The sequence below is a fragment of the Pseudooceanicola pacificus genome (genome assembly GCF_009789075.1).
GTDB classification, from domain to species: domain Bacteria; phylum Pseudomonadota; class Alphaproteobacteria; order Rhodobacterales; family Rhodobacteraceae; genus Pseudooceanicola; species Pseudooceanicola pacificus.
In genome coordinates this window covers 372,995-388,331 of record NZ_WNXQ01000001.1, presented here as the reverse complement: position 1 = coordinate 388,331, position 15,337 = coordinate 372,995, and the positions used below count along the sequence as shown (strand labels likewise).

Genomic DNA, 15,337 nt, shown 5'->3' with positions numbered 1-15,337 from the left:
GTGCGTCCGTTCCGGTCATTGACGGTTTCGTGCGAATGCGCGGGGTTGTCTGGCCGTGCCGCCACCCATAGAACGGGCCGGAATGGCCCCCTACGCCTTTAACATAAGGCGATGTAAGGGGGTGACCCGATAGTGTCAACGCCGTGCCAATGGGGCATTCCCGCGCACGGTTGAAGGAAGGACCGCTTATGTCATATCTCACCCCGCTTCGTCCCGGACTCGTTGCCCTGGCCCTGGCGCTGCCTCTGCCCGCTCTGGCCCAGAGCAGCGACACGGGCACCGCGGCGACCGAGAGCCAGGTGGAAACCGCCGCCACCCCGGCCGATGCCTCGACCGTCGTGGCGACCGTGGACGGCACCGACATCACCCTGGGCCACATGATCCTGGTCCGCCTGGGCCTGCCGCAGCAATACAACCAGCTGCCGCCCGACGTTCTGTTCCAGGGTATCCTCGACCAGCTGGTGCAGCAGGCGGTGCTTGAAAAGTCGTTCCAGGGCGAGGTGCCCAAGCGGGTCGACCTGACGCTCGAAAACGAGCGCCGTGCCCTCATCGCGGGCGAGGCGGTCGATGACTTCCTGGCCGGCGCCGTGACCGAGGACGAGATCGAGGCCGCCTATTCCGAGAAATATTCCAGCGCCGAGCCCGAGGTCGAGTATCGCGCGGCCCATATCCTGGTCGAGACCGAGGACGAGGCCAAGAAGCTGATCGAGGAGCTGGACAACGGCGCCGATTTCGCCGAGCTGGCGAAAGAGCATTCCACCGGTCCCTCGGGTCCCAACGGCGGCGATCTGGGCTGGTTCGGCAAGGGCATGATGGTGCCCGAATTCGAAACCGCCGTGGCCGAGATGGAGCCGGGCGCCCATTCCGCCACCCCGGTCAAGACGCAGTTCGGCTGGCATGTCATCATGCTGAACGAGACCCGCGAGAAGTCGGCGCCCAAGCTGGAAGAGGTCCGCGACGAGATCGTCAACGAACTCCAGCGTGTCGCCGTCGAAGCGCATATTGACGAACTGACCCAAAAGGCCGAAATCGACCGCAGCGGTGCCAAGGGCGTCGACCCGACACTGCTGACGAATTCCGACCTTCTGGAGTAAGGTTCATGGCTGGCAAGTATCCCGTCTCTCCCCTCGCCCCCGCGGCGTTTCCGGCGCTACCGGTGATCCGCGGCGCATCCTTCGCCACCGTTGCGGCGGGGGTGCGATATGCCGGGCGAACCGACGTGATGCTGGCCCGCCTGGCCCCCGGCACGACGATGGCCGGGGTCTTTACCAAATCCAGCACCCGGTCTGCCCCGGTGCTGGATTGCCAGGCCAAGATCGGCGGCGACGGCGATGCCGGTGCCGCCATCGTGGTGAACTCGGGCAATGCCAACGCCTTTACCGGGCGCAACGGGATCGAGGCGACTCGCGCCGTGACCTCCGCCGCCGCCGCGGTCCTGGGGCTGCCCGAGGATCGCGTCTTTTCCTCCTCGACCGGGGTGATCGGGGAAAAGCTGCCCGCCGAGCGGATCACCGCCAAGCTGGGCGATCTGGCTGCCGTGCTGGACGAAGGCAAGATCGAAGAAGCCGCCAAGGCCATCATGACCACCGACACCTTCCCCAAGGGGGCCTCGGCCGAAGTCATGATCGACGGCCAGGTGGTCAGGATCGCGGGCATCGCCAAGGGCTCGGGCATGATCGCGCCCGACATGGCGACGATGCTGGTCTACATCTTCACCGACGCCGCGGTGGAACGCCCGGTGCTGCAGGACATGGTGTCGACCCTGTCGGATCTGACCTTCAACTGCATCACCGTGGACAGCGACACCTCGACCTCGGACACTCTGCTGATGGCGGCGACCGGCGCTTCGGGCGTGCGGGTGACGGAAGGCAACACCGCCTTCATCGAGGCTTTGCGCGGCGTGATGCTGGACCTCGCCCACCAGGTGGTGAAGGACGGCGAAGGCGCGACGAAATTTGTGGAAATCCACGTCAGCGGCGCGCCCTCGGACGCCGATGCGCGGACCCATGCGATGGCCATCGCCAACTCTCCGCTGGTCAAGACCGCCATCGCGGGCGAGGATCCGAACTGGGGCCGCATCGTCATGGCGATCGGCAAATCCGGCGCCCCGGCCGACCGCGACCTGATCTCGATCTGGTTCGGCGACGTGCTGGTGGCCGACAAGGGCTGGGCCTCGGCCGACTACAAGGAGGCCGACGGCGCCGCCCACATGAAGGGGCAGGAGCTGTCGATAAAGGTCGATCTGGGCATGGGCGGCGGGGCCGCCACCGTATGGACCTGCGACCTGACCCACGGCTACATCGACATCAACGCGGATTATCGCTCCTGATGAGGGTCGTCCTGGTTTCGGCGGTCGCGCTGATCGACATCGACGGGCGCGTGCTGCTGGCCCAGAGACCCGAGGGCAAGTCGCTGGCGGGCCTTTGGGAATTCCCCGGCGGCAAGGTCGAACCGGGCGAAACGCCCGAGGCCGCCCTGATCCGCGAGCTGAAAGAGGAACTGGGCATCGACACCTGGCAGTCCTGCCTGGCGCCGCTGACCTTTGCCTCGCACGGTTATGACTCGTTCCACCTGCTGATGCCGCTCTTTGCCTGCCGCAAGTGGGAGGGCACGCCGCAGGCGCGCGAAGGGCAGGTTCTGAAGTGGGTCCGCCCCCGCGACATGCGCGATTACCCCATGCCGCCCGCCGACCTGCCGCTGATTCCGATTCTCCGCGATTGGCTATGACGCAATGCGGCATTTTTGTGAATCGCGGCGGATTTTGTGGATTTCGGGCGGGTTGATCAACATTTAGGCGAAATTTGTCACATAACTCACACTCTTTTGGCAGATTGGATCGAAAATTTAAGTGATCGGTTAACCGATTGGTTGTATAACCGGACGCACCAATTCTCTGGGGAGGGATTGAAATGCATCGGACTATCACAATGGGAAGCTGTGTCTCGGTTCAGGGCATGTTCGTCAGGACTCTGTCGGACGGCCGGGTCGAGGTACGTGTTGGCGACAGGATTTTTGTCGGCACTCCGGTCAGCCAGGCAGCCGCCGCCTGATCGGCGCCCCCCGGGGCGCGAAACGTGATGTGACCACAGCGTCGGATGGGGCGCGAAGGGCGCATTCCGACACTCAACGGAATACGGAAACGGCCTTGTTTCGGCGGGCCGTTTTTCGTTATGCGGCCCTGTAGCCCTGTAGCCCTGTAGCCCTGTAGCCCTGTAGCCCCGTCACATATGTGGCGAGGGCTGGCGCCTGCCGGGCGCGCGGATAATATCGCCGGACCTGAATGCCTGGCCGATGGGACGAGATGGCGCTTTCCCTGCTTATCGTGGCGCTCATCGCTGCGTTCTTCTTTGCCCTGGGCATCGTACTGACCCCTTTCGGTCTGCGCGCCGCGCCGCCGCTGGTGGGGGCCTCGATCAGCGTGCCGTCTTCGGCCGTCTTCTTCCTGCTGCTGGCGCCCTTCACCCTCGACCTCGGCAATGCCGATGGCGGGGCGATCCTGCTCTTTGCCCTGGCCGGGGTGATCTATCCGGCGATGGTGACGCTGCTGAACTTCGCCGGGAACCTGCGGCTTGGCGCGAACCTGGCGGGCGCCCTGGGCAACCTGACACCGCTGTTTGCCGTGGGCTTTGCGGTCCTGTTGCTGGGCGATATCCCGCATCCGTCGCAGTTGATCGGCGTGCTGGCGGTCTGCGCCGGGCTGGTGATCATGGCGCTGGACCGGGTGCGCAGCCACCCGGGCGGGGCGCTCTGGATCCTGCTGTTGCCGCTGGCGGCGGCGCTGTTCCGGGGGCTGGCACAGCCCGTGGTCAAGCTGGGGCTGGCGGACTGGCCCAATGCCTTTGCCGCATCGACCGTCAGCTATGTCGTCTCGGCCTCGATGCTGCTGCTGGTGCGCCGCACGATGGTGCGCGCCCCGGTGCCCCGCACGCGCGGGATGCTGTGGTTCTGCGTCATCGGCATCAGCAACGGGCTGGCGCTGCTGTTCCTCTACACCGCGCTGACGATGGGGCCGGTGACCACCGTGGCGCCCGTCGTGGCGACCTATCCCTTGATGATCGTGGTGCTGAACCGCGCGATCCACGGCGACCGGACGCTGTCGCGGGCTGCCTTTGCCGGGATCGCGATATCGGTCATCGGGGTGGTGCTGGTCCTCACGGCCTGACACCTGCGCAAACGAAAAGGACCCGGCGCGGAGGCCGGGTCCCTGAACGTTGGTGACGGTGACGGAGGTCAGGCGAGTGTGCGGGTGACTTCCTCGCGCTCGAAGATCTCGATGACATCGCCGGGGCGGATGTCTTCGTAATTCTCGAACGCCATGCCGCATTCCTGGCCCGACTGCACTTCGGCGACTTCGTCCTTGAAGCGCTTGAGCGTCTTCAGGGTGCCCTCGTGGATCACCACGTCGTCGCGCAGCAGGCGCACACCGGCCGAGCGGCGTGCGACGCCTTCGGTGACCAGGCAGCCTGCGACCTTGCCGACGTTGGAGACCTTGAAGACCTCCTTGATCTGGGCATAGCCGATGAAGGTCTCGCGGATTTCGGCAGACAGCAGGCCCGAGGCCGCCGCCTTCACGTCGTCCACCAGATCGTAGATCACGCTGTAATAGCGGATTTCCACGCCCTTCTGATTGGCGCTGTTGCGGGCCGGGGCATTGGCCCGGACGTTGAAGCCGAAGACCGGCGCGCCCGACGCCTCGGCCAGGCCGATGTCGCTTTCGGTGATGGCGCCGACACCCGAGTGCAGCACGCGCACGCGCACCTCGTCGTTGCCGATCTTTTCCATCGCCTGGACGATTGCCTCGGCCGAGCCCTGCACATCCGCCTTCACGACGATCGGCATCTCGGTGACGTTCTCGTCTTCCTTGGCGCGCTGCATCAGCTGTTCCAGGGTCGTCGCGGCACCGGCTGCGGCGCGCTTGTCCTTGGCGGCCTGGGCACGGTATTCGGCGATCTCGCGGGCCTGCGCCTCGGTCGAGACGACGTTCAGGACGTCGCCCGCCTCGGGCGTGCCGTTGAGGCCAAGCACCTCGACCGGAACCGAGGGACCGGCTTCCTTGACGCGGTCGCCCTTGTCGTTCACCAGCGCGCGGACCTTGCCGTACTGTTCGCCGACGACGAAGATGTCGCCCTGATGCAGCGTGCCGTTCTGGATCAGAACGGTGGCGACCGGGCCACGGCCCACGTCCAGCTGCGCCTCGATCACCGCACCCTGCGCGGCGCGATCGGGGTTGGCTTTCAGCTCCAGCAGTTCGGCCTGCAGCGCGATGGCTTCCAGCAGGTCGTCCAGGCCGTCGCCGGTATGGGCCGACACTTCGACATCCTGCACGTCGCCCGACATCTGTTCGACAACCACTTCGTGTTGCAGCAGGTCGGTGCGCACCTTGGTCGGGTTCGCTTCGGGCTTGTCGATCTTGTTGATCGCCACGATCATCGGCACCTTGGCGGCCTTGGCGTGGTTGATCGCCTCGACCGTCTGCGGCATCACGGCGTCATCCGCCGCGACCACCAGCACCACGATGTCCGTCACCTGGGCGCCACGCGAGCGCATCGAGGTAAAGGCGGCGTGGCCCGGAGTGTCGAGGAAGGTCAGCAGCTGGCCGCCCTCGGTCTGCACCTGATAGGCGCCGATATGCTGGGTGATGCCCCCGGCCTCGCCCGACACGACCTTGGCGTTGCGGATCGCATCCAGCAGCGAGGTCTTGCCGTGGTCGACATGGCCCATGACGGTGATCACCGGCGGACGGTTGACCAGATCCTCGGGCTTGTCGTCGGCGGATTCGATCACCTGTTCGACATCGGCATCCGAAACACGCACGACGTGGTGGCCGAAATCCTCGACGATCAGTTCCGCGGTATCGGCGTCGATGGTCTGGTTCTGCGTGACCATCATGCCGTTCTGCATCAGCGCCTTGACGACGTCGGCGACACGCTCGGCCATACGGTTGGCCAGCTCGCCCACGGTGATCGCCTCGGGGACCTGCACGTCGCGCACGACCTTTTCGCGCTGGACGGGGCCGCCCATGGCCTTCTGCCGGGCGCGTTCCTGTTTCCGCTTCATCGCGGCCAGGGATTTCTGACGCCCGCCTTCGCCGCCCGAAAGCGCCTGGTTCAGGGTCAGCTTGCCGGCACGGCGGCCGCCATCGTCGCCACGGCCCTTGCCGCGGCCGGCGCGGTCGTCACGGTCGTTGCGGTCGGGTGCGCCGCCACCGGGCTTGCCGCCACGGGGCGCCGAGGGTGCGGCACCGCCACGCGGGCCACGGTCTTCGACCTGTTCGGCAGCGGGCGCGGCAGCTGCGGCGGCCGCGCGCTTGGCGGCTTCCTCGGCTTCGCGCTTCTGGCGCTCTTCCTCTTCGGCCTTGGCCTTGAGGGCTTCTTCGCGCTCGCGCTCCTCGCGTTCCTTCTGTTCCGCTTCCTCGCGGCGACGCTGGCGCTCTTCCTCGCGCTCGCGTTCCTCGCGCTCACGCTGGGCGGTCTCTTCGACCTCGCGGGCCTTCGCGGCCTGCAATGCCTTCAGGCGGCGCTCCATCTCGGCGTCGGAAATGCCTGCGGGGCGTTTCGACGGATCACCGAGGTTCACACCCGAGCCGGACCCCTTGCCGCCTGCCGAACCCGCACCGGGCTTGGGCGCGACAACGCGCTTGCGCTTGGTCTCCACCACGACATTCTTGGTACGTCCGTGGCTGAAGCTCTGCTTCACGTTCCCCGGCCGGGAACCCCCTCCACGTACACCCAAAGTCTTTTTGCCGTCTTGGTCGCTCATGTAGTTCATTTATCCTCTCGGGCGGGAATCCCCGCCGTCTCGGCGCGCAGGCCTTTCAGCCTTGCCGCCTCCTCTACAACACGTTTTGCCAAACCACCAGACGCGAGAGCCGCGTGTATCGCAGTTTCACGTCCGAAGGCCAAGCCGATTTCGTCCGCCGTCAGCCAGCCGATGAAGCTTCCCCCATATGGGGTAGAGAGCTTCGACTTGCCCCGGCCCGAGCCATCAGAGGCCTGGATCAGGACATCGGCGATGTCCTTGGACAGCCAGTCCTTGACCTTCTCGAAGCCCGAAACGGCATCGCCCGACTTGCGCGCCAGGGCGATCAGCTCGACCACGTGGCGCAGAACGGCGGACTCGACGATATCGGTCAGCCCCTCCGGCAGGGTGATCGGCTGCCGCGCGGCGCGGGCAAAGGTCTTCTTCTTTACCGCCTGATCCAGCGCGGAGCGAGTCGCGCTGACCCAGATGCCGCGGCCGGGCAGCTTTTCCAGAACATCCGGAACCAGCAGCCCGTCAGGCGAAACCACGAACCGGACGAGGCCGCCCTTGGGCTGACTTTCGCCGGTCACGATACATTTGCGCTCGGCTCCGTCCGAGCGGTCCTTGGAGGCGCCACCGCGGGTCATGCGTCCGTCCTCCGGGGCCGGGGCCTCAGGCCTCGGCCTCCTCCTCGACTGCATCGCCGTCCTCGTCACCGTCTTCTTCGGCTTCCAGTTCGGTCGGATCGACCCAGCCCAGCATGACCCGGGCGGTCATCACGAGGTGCTGAGCCTCGTCCAGCGACATGTCGAATTTCTCCAGCAGGCCTTCGTCCTTGACCCGCTCGCCGTCGACGGTGGTCCAGCCGCCGGCCAGTTCCCAGTCGGCGCAGGTCGCGAAATCTTCCAGCGATTTCACGCCGTCCTCGGCCAGTGCCTCGATCATCTGGGGTGTCAGGCCCTCGAATTCAACCAGGCTGTCCTCGACTCCCAGTTCACGGGCGTGTTCCAGCGCGGCCTTGGCCTGGGCTTCCAGGAATTCCCGGGCCCGCATCTGCAGCTCCTGGGCGGTGCTTTCGTCGACGCCGTCGATGACCAGCAGTTCGTCCTGCTCGACATAGGCGACTTCTTCCAGGTTGGTGAAACCTTCCGAAACCAGAAGCTGGGCAAAGAACTCGTCCAGGTCCAGCGTGTCCATGAAGAGCTTGGTCCGCTCCTCGAACTCCTTCTGGCGGCGTTCGGATTCCTCGGCTTCGGTCATGATGTCGATGTCGAGACCGGTCAGCTGCGAGGCCAGGCGCACGTTCTGGCCGCGGCGGCCGATGGCGAGCGAAAGCTGCTCGTCGGGCACGACGACCTCGATCCGCTCGGCATCCTCGTCCAGGACCACCTTGGTGACCTCGGCCGGCTGCAGCGCGTTCACCAGGAAGGTCGGCTGATCCTCGTTCCACGGAATGATGTCGATCTTTTCGCCCTGCAGCTCGTTCACCACGGCCTGCACGCGCGACCCGCGCATACCCACGCAGGCGCCAACCGGGTCGATGGAGTTGTCATAGGAAATCACGGCGATCTTGGCGCGCGACCCGGGATCGCGGGCGACGGCCTTGATCTCGATGATGCCGTCGTAGATCTCGGGCACTTCCATCTTGAACAGCTCGGCCATGAACTGCGGATCGGTGCGCGACAGGAAGATCTGCGGCCCGCGCTGCTCGCGGCGCACGTCCTTGATGTAGCAGCGAATCCGGTCGTTGGGGCGATAGGCCTCGCGGCCGATCTTTTCGTTGCGGCGCAGGATCGCCTCGCCCCGGCCCACGTCGACGATGACGTTGCCGTATTCCTCGCGCTTGACGACACCGTTGATGATGGTGCCGGCGCGGTCCTTGAATTCCTCGTACTGGCGGTCACGTTCGGCTTCGCGGACCTTCTGCAGGATCACCTGCTTGGCGGACTGGGCGGCGATGCGGCCCATCTCGACCGGGGGGACCTCTTCGACGAAGGTGTCGCCCACCTTGGGGTCTGCCATGTACTGCTTGGCCTGCGCGACGGTCAGCTCTGCCTGGTAGTTCTCCAGCAGGTCGTCCTCGACCACCGTGCGCACCCGGGTAAAGGTCGCGCGGCCGGTCTTGCGGTCGATGGCCACGCGGATGTCCATCTCGCTGCCGTAGCGGCTCTTGGCGGCACGGGCGAGCGACTCTTCCATCGCCTCCACGACCAGCGCCGGGTCGATCATCTTTTCCCGTGCGACGGCCTCGGCGGTTTGCAGCAGCTCAAGCTGGTTTGCAGAGGTGATTGCCATGTCAGTCAGCCTTTCCCAATAAACGCGTCAGTTTCCGACCGCGCCGATCACAAGTCCCGCCAGCAGGCAGGCCGGCACGACCCAGCGTGCTGCGGCCACGGCCTGCGATTCGATCATCCGCATCAGATCCGCCGCCATCGGCGCCTGCACGGGTTTCAGCTCATTCATCTGTCTCTTCCTCGGCCTCGATCTCGTCAAAGGCACTCTCGTTCAGCACGCCCGCATCCTTGCGGGCCTTCAGCATTTCCTTGATCAGCTCGTCGGTCAGCACCAGCTTGGCGTCGGCCAGCCATTCGAACTTCAGTCCGACGGTGCCTTCCTCGATGTTGATCAGCACCTCGTCATCCTCGACCCCCGCCAGCATGCCCTTGAAGCGCTTGCGGCCGTCGATCAGCTCGGCGGTCTCGATCTTGGCTTCGTAACCCTCGAAGGTCTCGAAATCCTTGAGACGGGTCAGCGGGCGGTCGATGCCGGGGCTCGACACTTCCAGCGTATAGGCGTCGAGGATCGGATCCTCGACATCCAGCGTGGCGGAAACCGCGTTCGAGATGGCGGCGCAGTCGTCGACCTCGATCCCGCCCTCGGGTTTCTCGGCCATGATCTGCAGCGTCTTGGTCTGTCCGCCCATCAGGCGGATGCGCACCAGCTCGAACCCCAGATCCTCGATCACGGGGGTGACGATCTCGGCCAGGCGCCGGTCGATGGCGGCTTTGGCGATCATGTCGTTCATGGGGTGTCCTTCGGACGCAAAAAAACGGGCGCGCGGCCCGTTGAAGCATCCGGTGGAGCGTTTTGGCAGGAGCCTCAACACGCCGCTGTTGGCGTGCATATAGAGAGAATCACCCCCCTGCGCAAGTCCAGATTCCCCGGCTTGCGCGGAATCGGCGCGGGCCTAGACTTGGCCGCACAGACACAATGGCGTGAGAGACCGGAGATGGACGACCGGACCCGGGACGAGATGATCTTGTCCTATTACCGCGTGCGGCAGGCGCTTGGCTTTCTGGGGGTGCTCTTCCCCTTCCTGCTGATGGTGCCGGGGCTGATCTCGGATGCCCGCATCATGCCTTCGCTCAGCGATTACTACCATTCCATGCAGCGCGACATCTTTGTCGGCAGCCTGGTCGCCATCGGCATGTTCCTGGTGTCCTACAAGGGCCATGTCCGCGCCGAGGGCGAGAGGCTGTCCGACGATTTTGTCGCCACCCTGGCCGGGGCCGCCGCGATCCTGATCGCCCTCTGTCCCAGCGAGCCGCCCGAGCCGGCGGTGGTGACCTTTTCGCAATTCGCCCTGGGGCTCAAGGCGGCGGTGATCGGGCATTACATCAGCGCGCAGGTCTTCCTCTATGCGCTGGCCTACATGTGCCTGTTCAAATTCGCCCGCACGGCCAAGCCGGTGCGCCGCCGCATCTATCGCGGCTGCGGGTTCCTGATCGTGGCCATGGGGGTCGTCGCCTCGATTGCCGCCTATCACAAGGCCCTGGGGAGCGAGTCGGCCCGGGCCTTCGTCCTCGACAATTCGGTTGTCTTCTGGTGCGAGGCCGTGGGCGTCTGGGCCTTCGGCGTCTCGTGGCTGGTCAAGGGCCGGGCCGAGATGCTGCTGCTGCGCCGCCCGGCGCGGGCCGGCAGCCATGCGGCCCCGGCCCGGTAACGCCTATTCGGGGGCGGTCAGGCTCAGCAGTACCGGGTCCAGCCCGTCGATCGTGCCTTCCAGCCGGGCCCCTGCCGAGACCGCGCCGACGCCGGCGGGGGTGCCGGTGTAGATCAGATCGCCCGCGCCCAGGTGATAGAACTGCGACAGATGCGCGATCACGTCGGTCACGGAATGGATCAGTTCGGTCAGGGTGGCGTCCTGTTTCACCGTGCCGTCCACCGACAGGGCGATGCGCTGGTCGGCCACCGCGCCGAATTCCGCCGCCTTGGTGATCGTGGCAATCACCGCCGCGCCCTCGACATCCTTGCCCAGGCTCCAGGGGCGCTTCTTGTCCTTGGCCGCGCCCTGCAGGTCGCGCCGCGTCATGTCCAGCCCGCAGGCATAGCCGTAGATCGCGGCCTGTGCCTCTTCCTTCGTGCAGCGGAACACCGGGGCGCCGAGGGCGACGACGAATTCCATCTCGTGGTGATAATCCGAGGTGCCGGGGGGATAGGGCAGTTCGGCCCCGCTCAGCACCAGATGCGCAGGCGATTTGGTGAAGTAGAAGGGCGCCTCGCGGTCGACCTCGTTGCCCATCTCGGCGGCATGGGCGGCATAGTTGCGCCCGACGCAGAAGATGCGGCGCACGGGATAGCCCTCGGTCTCGCCCTTCACGGGCACATCGGGGATGGGGGGCAGGGCGAAGAGGCTCATCACGGTCCTTTCGGGGTTGCTGGATGCCTGGCGCACCGCCAGGGCGGGCGCGTCGTCTCTGGGCCGGTTATCCGGCCAAAGCGGGCCGGGGTAAAGTCCTTGCCGGACCGCGGGCCGTCAGCCCAGCCCGAAGGCCCACATCGCCACCACCCAGCCCGACAGGACAAGCCCCGACATCAGCGTATAGGCCCCGTTCCAGACCAGCCCGACCCGGCGGGCCGAGACGCCCGCATAGCTGCCCAGCATCAGGGTCGTCGCGGTGTAGGGCGAGCTGGAGGCCGACAGCGCCCAGCCCGCGGTGATCGCGATGAAGATCGCGTTCGGGTGTAGGCCGATGGCGGCGGCGGGCGGGATCAGCGGGATCATCAGGGTGACGGCAAGGATCGGGTTCATGCCGATCTGCCCGCCCAGCGGGGTCAGCCAGACCAGCGCCAGCAGGATCAGCCAGCCCGGAATCGCCGACAGGTCGACGCCCGAGGCGGCGATGGCCGGCGCCAGCAGCGTGCCGCCGAGCGACCCGATGACCCCGGCCATCGGCAGCAGGATCATCTCGTCCCGATAGCCGGGCAGATCGAACAGCACATAGCGCCGGGTCCGCGCGGTCGCGCCCTCGATCCGCCCGCCGGGCGGCGCCTGAATGGCGAACCAGCCGATGGCGATCACCGGGACGACCAGCAGTACGATGGCGGTGACCTTCAGCCCCGTCACCTCGTGCAGCACCATGGTCAGCGACATCAGCCCGACCAGCAGGCCCAGCAGGGGCAGAACGGCGGTCCAGCTCCCGGCCTCGCCGGGTTTGCGCGGCTGTGCGGGATGGCTTAGCCGCGGCTTGAACAGCGTGTCGAGCGCCCAGCCGATGGCCACAAGCAGCACGCTGGACACCAACGCATAGGGCAGCGCCCGGCCCCAGGAGACGCCCGGCACCAGGGCGCTGGTCAGCGCGACGGCAAAGGCCAGCGGCGACCAGGGCAGCATCGAGCCGAATCCGCGCTGGATCGCCAGCAGCATCCGCCGCTGCCGCACCTTCCGGACTTCGAGGTCCGGCTCGTCGCGCGACCCGGCGATGGCCAGGCTCGACAGCAGCGGGATCGCGCCATAGTTCAGCAGCAGGGCAAAGGCCTGCCCCCCGGCGGTCAGCGCGATATAACGCCGCCCGGGTGGCTGATGCGCCAGATAGTACCCGCAGGTCCGGATGGTGGGAGAGGTATCCGCCGCATGCCGCAACGTGGCCAGCGCGGCGAAGTAGGTGCCGATGAAGGCCCCGCGTTCCAGCGCGGCCAGGATCTCGGCCTGCCAGTCGGGGTGAGTCGCCGCCGCGGCGATCATCAGTGCCACGCCCACCGCCAGAAAGATCAGCCGCCACGGATTGGCCCGGATCGCCATCAGCGCCAGCATCGGCACCAGGAGCAGCCCCGCCGCCGGCCCGGCCCAGGCCGGCCCCTGCCAGAGCGACAGGATGGTCAGCAGGATCATCGCCAGGGCCAGCAGCCCGGTGATCCTGGCATCGAGCGGAAGTGGCGTGCCCGGTGTCGTCATCGCGCCGCCGCCGCGCCCGGGCGCCTCATTCCGCCAGCAGGGTCGCCATGCGGCGCAGGGCCAGCTGGTAGCCCTCGGTCCCGAACCCGGCCATCACGCCCTCGGCCCTTTGCGAGACGTAGGAGTGATGGCGGAATGCCTCGCGTTTGTGGATGTTCGAGATGTGAACCTCCAGCACCGGCGCCTCGAAGGTGTTCAGCGCGTCGAGGATCGCCACCGAGGTATGCGAATAGGCCCCGGGGTTGATGATGATCCCGTCGCGCGTGCCGCGCGCCTCGTGGATCATGTCGACCAGACCGCCTTCGTGATTGGATTGCCGGAACTCCACCGCCAGGCCCAGGCTGTCGCCCAGGGCGCGGCAGTCGTTTTCGATCTGCTCCAGCGTCACGTCGCCGTAGATCTCGACCTGCCGCTTGCCCAGCAGGTTCAGGTTGGGTCCGTTCAGGAACAGGATCGTCTTGGTCATGCCGGGTCCTTCGTCGCCTCGCCCTTCGAGTGGTCGCGCGTTCCGGCCCGGTTTGCAAGGCACGGGAATGCAACCCGGCCCTGCATGCCGGTTGTCCCTCTGAATCGGACCGGTGCGCCGGCCCCGACGGAGCGGGGACATGCCGCAATGCCGCGTCTGGACACTCTGCCGGGATTGGGGTCTCGTGGCGCCATCCGGGTCAAATCGCCAGAGGTCTCCATGTCGTCCACGCCGCTTTCCGATCTCATCGCGCAGGGCAGGGGGGATGCGCCCGCCGATATCGTGCTCAAGGGCGGCAAGGTGCTGGACCTGATGACCGGCGCGCTGCTGGACGGCGATGTGGCGATCTGCGGCGACACCATCGTCGGCACCTGCGACACCTACCACGGCAAGCAGGAGATCGACGTTTCCGGGATGATCCTCGTCCCCGGGTTCATCGACACCCATCTGCATATCGAAAGCTCGCTTGTCACCCCGCATGAATTCGACCGCTGCGTCACCCCGCGCGGCGTGACCACGGTGATCTGCGACCCGCACGAGATCGCCAATGTGATCGGCGTGCCGGGGATCGAATATTTCCTCGCCTGTGCGCGTCAGACGGTGCTGGATATCCGGGTCAACCTGTCCTCCTGCGTGCCCTCCAGCCATATGGAAACCGCAGGGGCCGAGATCGGGGCGCAGGACCTGCTGCCCCTGGCCGACGATCCCAAGGTGATCGGGCTGGCCGAGTTCATGAACTATCCCGGCGTGATCTTTCAGGATCCCGGCTGCATGGAAAAGCTTGAGGCGTTCCGGGGCCGCCATATCGACGGCCATTGCCCGCAACTGCTGGGCCGGGACCTCAACGCCTATATCTCGGCCGGGATCCGGACAGAGCACGAGGCCACCACCGCCGAAGAGGCGATGGAGAAACTGCGCAAGGGCATGCGCGTGCTGATCCGCGAGGGGTCGGTGTCCAAGGACCTGCACGCCCTGCAACCGATCCTGAGCGAGGCGACCTCGCCCTATCTGTGCCTGTGCACCGACGACCGCAACCCGCTGGACATCGGCGAACACGGGCACCTCGATTACATGATCCGCGAGATGATCCGCCTGGGCACCTCGCCGCTGGCCGCCTATCGCGCCGCCTCGCTGTCCGCCGCCGAGGCCTTCGGGCTCAAGGATCGCGGCATGATCGCGCCGGGCAAGCGGGCCGATATCGTCGTGCTGCCGACGCTGGAGGACTGCCGCGCCGAGATGGTCTTTGCCGGCGGCGTGCGGGTGGGCGAAGAGGCGTTCCGCACCCGCGCCCGCACCGCGCCGGTCGGGCGCAACTCCGTCCGGGCGCCGACGGTGGAGCCCGAGGATTTCCGCACCACCGGCAACCGCGAGGCGACCGATGTGATCGGCATCCTCGAAGGCAAGATCATCACCGAGCACCTGCACGAGACAATTGCCATCGAGGACGGCGACAAGCGCCCTGACACCGCCCGCGACCTGGTCAAGATCGCGGTGATCGAACGGCACGGGCGCAACGGCAACATCGCGACCGGCTTCGTCAAGGGCTTCGGGCTGAAGCGGGGGGCCATCGCCTCGACCGTCTGTCACGACCACCACAATATCGCGGTGGTCGGCGCGGATTACGAGGACATGGCCCTGGCCGCCAACCGCCTCGGCCAGATCGAAGGCGGATTCGTCGTGGTCGAGAATGGCCGCGTGCAGGCCGAACTGCCGCTGCCGGTCGCCGGGCTGATGAGCCTGTCGCCCTTCGAGGCGGTGCATGACGACCTGGTCGCCCTGCGCGCCGCCGCCCGTTCGCTGGGCGTGACGCTGGAGGAACCTTTCCTGCAGCTCGCCTTCCTCGCCCTGCCGGTGATCCCGGCGCTGAAGATCACCGATCGCGGCATGGTCGACGTGACGAAGTTCGAGATCATCACCTGAGGGGCCGGAGCGCGGCGAAAGCTGGCTGATCCCGG

The 15,337-nt window shown here is 66.5% G+C and carries 15 protein-coding genes; 7 read left to right on the top strand and 8 right to left on the bottom strand.

Annotated features, from left to right (window positions below; all coding sequences use genetic code 11):
- Positions 1-188: 188 nt before the first annotated feature.
- From GLS40_RS01825 to GLS40_RS01810, 5 genes are all read left to right on the top strand, one after another.
- Entirely contained in the window at positions 189-1,094 is a 906-nt protein-coding gene (locus GLS40_RS01825; protein ID WP_160380891.1) for a peptidylprolyl isomerase, read from the top strand.
- A gap of 5 nt (positions 1,095-1,099) precedes the next feature.
- Positions 1,100-2,329, top strand: coding sequence for a bifunctional glutamate N-acetyltransferase/amino-acid acetyltransferase ArgJ (gene argJ / locus GLS40_RS01820; RefSeq protein ID WP_160380890.1), 1,230 nt, complete (start codon positions 1,100-1,102; stop codon positions 2,327-2,329).
- The gene (locus GLS40_RS01815) at positions 2,329-2,727 is read left to right on the top strand and encodes a (deoxy)nucleoside triphosphate pyrophosphohydrolase (protein ID WP_160380889.1); all 399 of its coding nucleotides are present in this window, start codon (positions 2,329-2,331) and stop codon (positions 2,725-2,727) included. Before argJ ends, GLS40_RS01815 begins: the two co-directional genes overlap by 1 nt.
- 182 nt (positions 2,728-2,909) lie before the next feature.
- On the top strand, positions 2,910-3,050 hold the full coding sequence (locus GLS40_RS17790) for a hypothetical protein (RefSeq protein WP_202075771.1): 141 nt from the start codon (positions 2,910-2,912) through the stop codon (positions 3,048-3,050).
- A 230-nt stretch (positions 3,051-3,280) separates the two neighbouring features.
- The gene (locus tag GLS40_RS01810) at positions 3,281-4,162 is read left to right on the top strand and encodes a DMT family transporter (protein ID WP_160380888.1); all 882 of its coding nucleotides are present in this window, start codon (positions 3,281-3,283) and stop codon (positions 4,160-4,162) included.
- A gap of 68 nt (positions 4,163-4,230) precedes the next feature.
- Here GLS40_RS01810 and infB read toward each other — a convergent pair whose 3' ends face one another.
- The 5 genes from infB to rimP are packed head-to-tail and all read right to left on the bottom strand — an operon-like array spanning position 4,231 to position 9,766.
- Complete coding sequence (gene infB / locus GLS40_RS01805; RefSeq protein WP_160380887.1) at positions 4,231-6,759, bottom strand: translation initiation factor IF-2; 2,529 nt, start codon at positions 6,757-6,759, stop codon at positions 4,231-4,233.
- Between the two features lie 5 nt (positions 6,760-6,764).
- On the bottom strand, positions 6,765-7,388 hold the full coding sequence (locus GLS40_RS01800) for an RNA-binding protein (protein WP_160380886.1): 624 nt from the start codon (positions 7,386-7,388) through the stop codon (positions 6,765-6,767).
- A 25-nt stretch (positions 7,389-7,413) separates the two neighbouring features.
- Positions 7,414-9,036 (bottom strand): transcription termination factor NusA, encoded by a 1,623-nt coding sequence (gene nusA / locus GLS40_RS01795; RefSeq protein WP_160380885.1) that lies wholly within the window; start codon positions 9,034-9,036, stop codon positions 7,414-7,416.
- Between the two features lie 27 nt (positions 9,037-9,063).
- A complete protein-coding gene (locus GLS40_RS01790; RefSeq protein WP_160380884.1) occupies positions 9,064-9,204 on the bottom strand; it encodes a hypothetical protein in 141 nt (46 codons plus the stop codon).
- Positions 9,197-9,766, bottom strand: a complete 570-nt coding sequence (gene rimP / locus GLS40_RS01785; protein WP_160380883.1) for a ribosome maturation factor RimP — start codon at positions 9,764-9,766, stop codon at positions 9,197-9,199. The genes GLS40_RS01790 and rimP overlap by 8 nt, the downstream gene beginning before the upstream one ends.
- Positions 9,767-9,970: 204 nt before the next feature.
- Here rimP and GLS40_RS01780 point away from each other — a divergent pair, with 204 nt between their 5' ends.
- Entirely contained in the window at positions 9,971-10,684 is a 714-nt protein-coding gene (locus GLS40_RS01780; RefSeq protein ID WP_160380882.1) for a hypothetical protein, read from the top strand.
- Positions 10,685-10,687: 3 nt separating this feature from the next.
- On the opposite strand, the gene GLS40_RS01775 is transcribed toward GLS40_RS01780, so the two are convergent.
- The 3 genes from GLS40_RS01775 to aroQ all read right to left on the bottom strand — a co-directional run bounded on the left by GLS40_RS01775 (position 10,688) and on the right by aroQ (position 13,382).
- Positions 10,688-11,380, bottom strand: coding sequence for a fumarylacetoacetate hydrolase family protein (locus GLS40_RS01775; protein ID WP_160380881.1), 693 nt, complete (start codon positions 11,378-11,380; stop codon positions 10,688-10,690).
- A gap of 117 nt (positions 11,381-11,497) precedes the next feature.
- Complete coding sequence (locus GLS40_RS01770; RefSeq protein ID WP_160380880.1) at positions 11,498-12,916, bottom strand: hypothetical protein; 1,419 nt, start codon at positions 12,914-12,916, stop codon at positions 11,498-11,500.
- A 25-nt stretch (positions 12,917-12,941) separates the two neighbouring features.
- Entirely contained in the window at positions 12,942-13,382 is a 441-nt protein-coding gene (aroQ, locus tag GLS40_RS01765) for a type II 3-dehydroquinate dehydratase (protein WP_160380879.1), read from the bottom strand.
- A gap of 219 nt (positions 13,383-13,601) precedes the next feature.
- Between aroQ and ade the strand changes: the two genes are divergently transcribed.
- Positions 13,602-15,302 carry an adenine deaminase gene (gene ade / locus GLS40_RS01760; protein WP_160380878.1) on the top strand — a complete coding sequence of 567 codons (1,701 nt, stop codon included), beginning with the start codon at positions 13,602-13,604 and terminating at the stop codon, positions 15,300-15,302.
- Positions 15,303-15,337 lie beyond the last annotated feature (35 nt).

Coding starts and splice junctions, on each gene's coding strand:
- GLS40_RS01825 (WP_160380891.1), top strand. CDS start 189: ATGTCATATCTCACCCCGCTTCGTCCCGGACTCGTTGCCCTGGCCCTG.
- argJ (WP_160380890.1), top strand. CDS start 1,100: ATGGCTGGCAAGTATCCCGTCTCTCCCCTCGCCCCCGCGGCGTTTCCG.
- GLS40_RS01815 (WP_160380889.1), top strand. CDS start 2,329: ATGAGGGTCGTCCTGGTTTCGGCGGTCGCGCTGATCGACATCGACGGG.
- GLS40_RS17790 (WP_202075771.1), top strand. CDS start 2,910: ATGCATCGGACTATCACAATGGGAAGCTGTGTCTCGGTTCAGGGCATG.
- GLS40_RS01810 (WP_160380888.1), top strand. CDS start 3,281: ATGCCTGGCCGATGGGACGAGATGGCGCTTTCCCTGCTTATCGTGGCG.
- infB (WP_160380887.1), bottom strand. CDS start 6,759: ATGAGCGACCAAGACGGCAAAAAGACTTTGGGTGTACGTGGAGGGGGT.
- GLS40_RS01800 (WP_160380886.1), bottom strand. CDS start 7,388: ATGACCCGCGGTGGCGCCTCCAAGGACCGCTCGGACGGAGCCGAGCGC.
- nusA (WP_160380885.1), bottom strand. CDS start 9,036: ATGGCAATCACCTCTGCAAACCAGCTTGAGCTGCTGCAAACCGCCGAG.
- GLS40_RS01790 (WP_160380884.1), bottom strand. CDS start 9,204: ATGAATGAGCTGAAACCCGTGCAGGCGCCGATGGCGGCGGATCTGATG.
- rimP (WP_160380883.1), bottom strand. CDS start 9,766: ATGAACGACATGATCGCCAAAGCCGCCATCGACCGGCGCCTGGCCGAG.
- GLS40_RS01780 (WP_160380882.1), top strand. CDS start 9,971: ATGGACGACCGGACCCGGGACGAGATGATCTTGTCCTATTACCGCGTG.
- GLS40_RS01775 (WP_160380881.1), bottom strand. CDS start 11,380: ATGAGCCTCTTCGCCCTGCCCCCCATCCCCGATGTGCCCGTGAAGGGC.
- GLS40_RS01770 (WP_160380880.1), bottom strand. CDS start 12,916: ATGACGACACCGGGCACGCCACTTCCGCTCGATGCCAGGATCACCGGG.
- aroQ (WP_160380879.1), bottom strand. CDS start 13,382: ATGACCAAGACGATCCTGTTCCTGAACGGACCCAACCTGAACCTGCTG.
- ade (WP_160380878.1), top strand. CDS start 13,602: ATGTCGTCCACGCCGCTTTCCGATCTCATCGCGCAGGGCAGGGGGGAT.